Source organism: Natronomonas sp. (assembly GCF_046710025.1).
In the GTDB taxonomy this organism is placed as follows: Archaea; Halobacteriota; Halobacteria; order Halobacteriales; family Haloarculaceae; genus Natronomonas.
Window position 1 is genome coordinate 1 of sequence record NZ_JBKEGK010000210.1, and the last position, 4,550, is coordinate 4,550.

General features: G+C 60.2%; 3 protein-coding genes. 1 reads left to right on the top strand and 2 read right to left on the bottom strand.

Translation table 11 applies throughout. From position 1 onward, the window contains the following. Nucleotides 1-301 precede the first annotated feature (301 nt). On the top strand, nucleotides 302-1,210 hold the full coding sequence (locus ACI944_RS12115; protein ID WP_411719303.1) for a serine/threonine-protein kinase RIO2: 909 nt from the start codon (nucleotides 302-304) through the stop codon (nucleotides 1,208-1,210). A 47-nt stretch (nucleotides 1,211-1,257) separates the two neighbouring features. Here ACI944_RS12115 and ACI944_RS12120 read toward each other — a convergent pair whose 3' ends face one another. Both ACI944_RS12120 and ACI944_RS12125 read right to left on the bottom strand, forming a co-directional pair. Then, nucleotides 1,258-1,752, bottom strand: coding sequence for a zinc ribbon domain-containing protein (locus ACI944_RS12120; protein ID WP_411719304.1), 495 nt, complete (start codon nucleotides 1,750-1,752; stop codon nucleotides 1,258-1,260). Between the two features lie 307 nt (nucleotides 1,753-2,059). Continuing rightward, nucleotides 2,060-4,255: an amino acid permease gene (locus tag ACI944_RS12125; RefSeq protein WP_411719305.1), complete on the bottom strand. Its 2,196-nt coding sequence runs from the start codon at nucleotides 4,253-4,255 to the stop codon at nucleotides 2,060-2,062. Between the last annotated feature and the right edge of the window lie 295 nt (nucleotides 4,256-4,550).

Here is a 4,550-nt window from a genome sequence, read left to right on the forward strand (position 1 = left end):
TGAGCGCATTGCTGTAGATCCCGACCCGCGCAAGCCCTTCGTGAGAGGCATCACTCTCCAAGCCGGGTGAATTTCGCAGTTCTGGGCGAACGACCGCCACTCCCCACCGGCGAGTGGCGGTCGTGACCCACTGATCACATCCTCCTCTGAGTCGATTTCCGTCGATAGAGCCGGATCTCGTGCACGGATTCGGGGGTATTCGCAGCGCCACCATGAGAGTTTGGTATCGCGGTAGACAGTTTATATGCTATCCGACGCCACACGGGGCGCTTTTGAGTATCGGGCGAGTAACGCGGGTGGAATGGTACAGAACGTCGCCACGGTGATGGCGGAGTTGGAGCCCGAGGACTTTCATCTGTTGTCGGGCATCGAACACGGAATGCGGTTTTCGCGCTGGGTCGCCGAGGGGAAACTTCCCGAGTTTTCCCGTCTCAATTCGGAGGAAGTCGACTACCGGATCGACCGCTGCATGGATCGCGACCTTCTCGAACGGAAGACGATCCAGTACACCGGCTACCGGCTGACGTTTGAAGGATACGACGCGCTCGCGTTGCGGACGTTCTCCGAGCGCGAGACGATCGACGGCGTCGGCGCGCCGCTCGGCGTCGGTAAGGAAAGCGACGTCTACGAGGCCCGCTCGTATCAGCCGTTGGCCCTAAAATACCACCGCGAGGGGTACACGAACTTCCGGGAGGTGCGAAAAGAACGGGAGTACACCGCCGACAAGGAGCACCGCTCGTGGCTCTACACCGCGAGGAAGGCCGCCGAGCGAGAGTACGACGCACTCGAGACGGTGTATCCGGACGTTTCGGTACCGCGGCCGGTTGATCAAAACCGCCACGCGATCGTGATGGAGCGGATCGACGGCGTTGAACTCTCGCGTGCGGAACTCGAATCCGAGCAGGTCGTCGGGGTGTGTGATCTCGTCTGCTCGGAGATGGCGGCGGCGTACGACGCCGGATACGTCCACGCGGACATGAGCGAGTACAACGTCTTCGTCGCGAGCGACGGCGTCACCGTCTTCGATTGGCCGCAGGCAGTCCCGGCCGACCACGGGAACAGCCGTGAGTTGCTGCGGCGGGATGTCGGCAACGTTCTCGGCCATTTCGACCGGAAATACCCCCGGGAGACGCCCGACATCGACCGCGAGGCACTCACGGACGCGCTGATCGGGGGCTCGTTCGACGGGGTCCGGGAGTTCGTCGAGTAAACCAAATAAGAGCGTTTCCGTTAGAACGGCCAGTCAATCGGGGACATCTACGGCAGTTCGTAGCCACAGTTCGGACAGAAGCTTTCGGTGCCATCTAAGAAGTGAAGACACTCGACACAAATACGATTGCTCGGTGAGGTAGTAATCGCTTCAAGAAAGTCTATTGAGGTCTGCGACTCGGCACCGGGGCCGTAGCCGTCAGCGTAGCCCGGAAGCGTTGACGCCCACTGGACAGTCCCGTGATCATCTACGACGGCCACATTCCCGGCAATATCGAGTGTCCCGTATCGTTTGAATCCTTCTGAAGGAGTCGGTTCGATAGATTGGTTCAACGCGTCGTTTCGCTTGAGGTCGCGCTCGTAGACTTCTTTCGGGGTTGAGGCTCGCACCTCGCCTGGGAAGTCACTGATCGAACCGTGGTGTTCGTCAATCCGGTCGATTTCAACGGTGATGTCGTAGTCGTCATAGAGGTCTCGCAACAGCCGTACTGTGTGCTCGTGCCATCCTCGGTGATCAGCATCGGCGTAGTATCGCAATTTCATAATCGAATTCACGCACGACATCGAATTAGTCGCTTGGTTAGGGCAGTACTCGCTCCGACCATCGTTGCTGGCGGCACTGGTCCGTTTCGGCAAGAAACAACGCTCAGATGCTTGATTCACCCGCCCACGATGCGACTATTGCACTCGTCAAGAACATAGTATTCCTCTTAGACGGTCTGTTGGTGGATCTCGTGAACCAGTTTAGGAGCTCAGCCGCTGAGTTTAGGAGTTGAAATCACATGGTCCCGTTGAGGCGGTCTCCCCGAGAGGCGTGAATCCCCTCGTGCGTGATGGCCCGAGACTCTTGTTAAAACAGCTGCCGTTCAACTGCTCCTCGGACTCGTCCCGGTTGGCTCGCCCCATAGACGACCAGCGTTCCGTGTTTACTCCCCGCCGTAACGTGGCTAGCACGCCCGAACAGTCGGTCCATGAGACCGCGCTGGACGCCGCTTACGATGAGAACGTCGGACTCACGCGCCGCACGTTCCACGGCGTCGTCAGTTCCAGGCTCGATGATTTTGGTTTCAACCGGGGTCTCACACAGATCCGCCAGCTCGGAGAGATAGTCCTCGATGGTGTTCCGGCGGCTTTCAGGCACGTCCGCCGGCATCGGGAAGTAGAACGTGACCGTCCCATCGACCGCCATGCCGAGGGCATTGGCCAGTCCGACCTTCGAGGGATCGAACGGCCCCTCGTCGGTGACGACGCCGATATGCTCGACCACGCTGTGGTGGAGATTTGTGACCTCAATGACGTTGCAGGGGGCGTGTTCCTCGATCCATCCAGTGTTGCTGCCGAGCAGCGTGTCGCGTCCACTCGACCGTTCGATGAGCAGCGTATCTGTCTCGACATCTGCGGCGTAGTTGACGATGGCGTGTCGCGTATCGTGGCTGACGACCTCGCCGTACCGGATCGAAATCTCGGAATCAGTCGCCCTGTCGGCCATCCTGGCCTCAAACGCCTGATCGGCTTCAGTGAGGCTATCAGCGGACTGTGGGAGCGGTGTCTGGTCGGGGACCTCGTCGAACTGCGCGACCCGAACACCCCCTTCTCGAGTGCGCGCGAGGTCCACCGCAAGATCGATCAGCGACCGCTCGACATCGGGCGGCGTCCGATCGGTGACCGCCACGAGCACCTCGTTGCTATCGATCTCGACTTCGGATTCGGTCTGGCCAACCACGTCTCGCCCGACGCTGCGCCGAACCGCGTCGGTCATTGCTCCCTCGCGGCCAACTCCGCCCCGCCGGTAGACGAAGAAGTAGTACCACGCCATCGACCCGACAGTGATGAGGACGGCCCCGACCAGCGGGACAAAGCCGATATACCGCAAGAGGACAGCCCCTCCGGCGATGCCGACCAGTTGGGGGACGGGGTACAGCGGTGATTTGAAACTGGGATCGTAGGCTTCGATCGACCCCTGCCGGAAGGCGATAAGCGCGACGTTGATCAGGATGAATACCAGGATTTTGAACGCGCTGGCGAGTTTGGCGATATCGTCGATCGGGACGAAGGCGATGAGGACGAGCAACACGCCGCCGGTGATCGTAATGGCGTTTACCGGCGTCTCAAACCGTTTGCTGACGGTCTCGAAGACGTTTGGAGCCAGTCCGTCCCGACTCATCGCAAAGGGATACCGTGAGGATGAGAGGATCCCCGCGTTGGCGGTGCTGATCAACGCCAACAGCGCTGCGATGATGACTGCCGTGATTCCAATGGCCGGCAGCGCGTTGCCGGCGGCGACTCCCATCGGTGTCTCCGTGTTCGTCAGGTCGGCTTGATTTGCGACGCCGACCATGACGGTGACGATGGCGACGTAGATCCCAGCGGTGATGATAAGCGAGCCGAGAATGCCCAGGGGGAGGTTCCGGTCGGGGTTTTCGACCTCCTCGGCGACACTTGCAATCTTCGTGACGCCAGCGTAGGAGACGAAGACGAAGCCGGTCGCCCCAAGGATCCCCTCGATCCCGCTGCCGAAGAAGTTGTCGTAGCGGACGCTCTCGACGCTGGGGGCACCGGCGACGATGAACCAGACCATCACCGCGAGCATCACCGCGACGATCGCGACCTGCATCCGACCGGTCTGTTTCGCACCGACGATGTTCAGGAGGATCAACAGGGCGGCGACCGTCAGCGCGAGCGGCGTTACTGGGATGTCCAACAGCAACACCAAATAGGGCGCACCGCCGACCAGCGCCAGCGCCCCTTTGAACGTCAGCGAAAACCACGTCCCGACGCCGGCGATGGTTCCGAACAGCGGTCCCATCGCCCGCTCGATGTAGAGGTAGGTTCCGCCGGCCTCCGGCATCGCGGTCGCCATCTCGGATTTGCTTAACGCCGCCGGCAACACCAACACGCCGGCGAGGAAGTACGCGAAGATGACTGCCGGCCCCGCCATCTCCATTGCCAACCCCGGCAGGATGAAGATACCACTCCCAACCATCGCACCGATACTGATGGCCGTTACGGATGCGAGACCGAGGTCGCGCTCAAGTTGTTTTCCCATATATCTCGAGAGTTCCGTGCTCAACCGACGGTTGCGCTTCCACAAGGGTCGGACCGTGCAGATGACCAGCCGGTCTTTGTACGTGGCTACTGTTCCTCAGCGAACCCAATAAGAAACAGCCATCAGTCGGTATTTGTGGTGATCATGCTGTTTCTTGCTTCGGCTCCACTAGTGCGACGCAGTCTTAACCAACAATACCGGCCACCGGTCCACCTTTGTTGGTTAAACCTATTGTGGCGGTCCCGCAGAGACTGCTTGAAGGCTTTGCTGCTCATTTCGTAGGTTCTCGATGCTA